This window comes from uncultured Marinobacter sp. (genome assembly GCF_963974375.1).
Taxonomy (GTDB): Bacteria; Pseudomonadota; Gammaproteobacteria; order Pseudomonadales; family Oleiphilaceae; genus Marinobacter.
Genome location: NZ_CAXBDN010000429.1, coordinates 1 through 1940, shown reverse-complemented (window position 1 = coordinate 1940; position 1940 = coordinate 1). Strand labels below are relative to the sequence as shown.

Here is a 1940-nt window from a genome sequence, read left to right as displayed (position 1 = left end):
GGTCCGGGTGGCAGGCTTCACGTGGAATGGGTGGCAACCTTCAGCGGTTTACGCACTTAATGGTTGTCAGCTTCGTAATGCTCAGGTAGGCCCCTACCTGAAAAGGTCTGCTTTGTGGTTTGGGCGCCAATGTGACCGCGGCAAACATTGGAAAGCCGACCTTTTTGCCCCGCCGAGATGGGCTAGTCAAGGAAGCTTGGGTTGTCGCCCAAAGAGCACGGTGCTTGATTTGACGCAAAGCTAAGCACCATGAAAAGGGCGTCCGGTGGGTGCCACTGGGCCAGAATGGCAAGCTCCCAAAATTACGAGTAGTCGCCGTACTTCAGCTTCTTAATGTACCTTTCCAGAACTTCACACCCGGTGGGCGTCCCCATCAGTGTCTGTGGTGACTCGCCAGCCAGAGCCGGTACCGGTGTCTCCAGCCAGCGGCTGATGAGCTGTTCATCACCATCGAAAAGGTTTTTTAAAGCGTCTTCGAAGAGTTCTTTGGCTTTCTGATCGCTATCCATGCCGTTGACCACCCATCGTAGTTTCAAGTTATTCTGCGCGTTTTCTTGACCTCCGCCACGCGGCGATAGCCCAGTGGGGCATTATACTATTGATTAGTAACAAGATTTACTGATTAGTAAATCGTGTTACTAAAACATACTAACCTCGGTGGGCCAGACCAATTCGAAAGGTGCCGAATGCTTGGTAGGCATCGAGGGCGCTTGTCATTTATTGCGCGACCAGATAGTCAAGCCCTCTCGTGTGATGTTCGTCAGCAAATCCGGGTTGGAGTGCTTCGTGGGTTCCCGCCATTCCGCTTCCCAGATCGGAAAAGGCTGAATCCTGATGCCCGTTTGCACCAACACATCAAAGGCTCGGCGTGCCATTTCCAACTTGGTTTCGACGAAGTCCCCTGGCTCACCCTGCAGAATCACTGCAACGTCGACATCGCTCTCGGAGTGATAATCTCCCCGAGCCCGACTGCCGAACAGAATCAGTTGGATAACATCATAGTCATCAGCGAGTCTCTCGCGGAACTGGAGGATCACGTCGCCGATATCAGCCTGGCCGTCCATGGTCGTTTGCTCGAGGCCCACAGAGGGCGCACGGTCCCAATCTTTCAGCTCGTTTGAGATTGGCGCGGCTGAATTACATTGAGCCGTCAAATCTGTCAGGTTATATCGCTTCCGTTGTGACATGGGCTTCTCCTATCGCAGCGGTCCACGACGTCCCAGAATCACGGCGGCCTGCACGATGCCGGCGGTCGGCTTCTCGAAGCGCTCCGGCGGTTGGTACTGACCATCCCACGGCTGGGCAAGGCGATAGCGCACCACGTCTTGCCCTTTCAGCGCAATGATCTCGTCAAATCCGTTCTCATATCCTTCCACCAGAACGGGTGTGTCCGGAGGCAAAGCGCTCAATCGGGCGATCAGTTCGTCAGCGGTCATCGGCACTCTCCTGTTTTGCTCAGATCGAACACAATGGGAGGATTGGTAGGCTCGTATCGAGCGGTGCAGGTGCTCGCGTTTAGGAGCCGGGTCTGGCCTCGCAGGTATTGGCCGTAGCCTTCGTGAATGTGACCAAATACGTGTGCCTGTAGGTTGGGGAGTTGTTCCAGACGCTGTTCGAGGTCAACGCAGCCGACATTTCTGACGCGAAAATCCACCGCTACCTGGTCACCGATGCCTCTTGGTGGACCATGGGTTATCAGCACATCGGTGTTTTTTGGAATCAGCTGCCATTTTCCACGCAGTGTCTGCCCGCGCTCGAGCATAAATGCCCAGTCCAGGAACTGTGGTGTCCACGGGGAGCCCCAAAACTGCAGCCCCTCAAGTTCGACCCCACTGTCTTCCAGATATATCGCATGGGTTAGCGTCTCCCGGGCCAACTCTGGTGCTTCCTGAAAGACCCAATCGTGGTTACCGGCGATAATGATCTTGCGCCGGTGCGGT

Annotated in this window: 4 protein-coding genes; all 4 read right to left on the bottom strand. The window is 55.1% G+C overall.

Annotated elements, in window-relative coordinates; all coding sequences use genetic code 11:
- Positions 1-302: 302 nt before the first annotated feature.
- Positions 303-536 (bottom strand): MbcA/ParS/Xre antitoxin family protein, encoded by a 234-nt coding sequence (locus tag AAC035_RS21070; RefSeq protein ID WP_339807076.1) that lies wholly within the window; start codon positions 534-536, stop codon positions 303-305.
- Positions 537-713: 177 nt separating this feature from the next.
- Complete coding sequence (locus AAC035_RS21065; RefSeq protein ID WP_339807075.1) at positions 714-1187, bottom strand: nucleotidyltransferase domain-containing protein; 474 nt, start codon at positions 1185-1187, stop codon at positions 714-716.
- A gap of 9 nt (positions 1188-1196) precedes the next feature.
- On the bottom strand, positions 1197-1436 hold the full coding sequence (locus tag AAC035_RS21060) for a hypothetical protein (RefSeq protein ID WP_339807074.1): 240 nt from the start codon (positions 1434-1436) through the stop codon (positions 1197-1199).
- On the bottom strand, positions 1433-1940 hold a 508-nt coding region (locus tag AAC035_RS21055), incomplete at its 5' end, for a metallophosphoesterase (protein WP_339807073.1). The genes AAC035_RS21055 and AAC035_RS21060, both read right to left, overlap by 4 nt.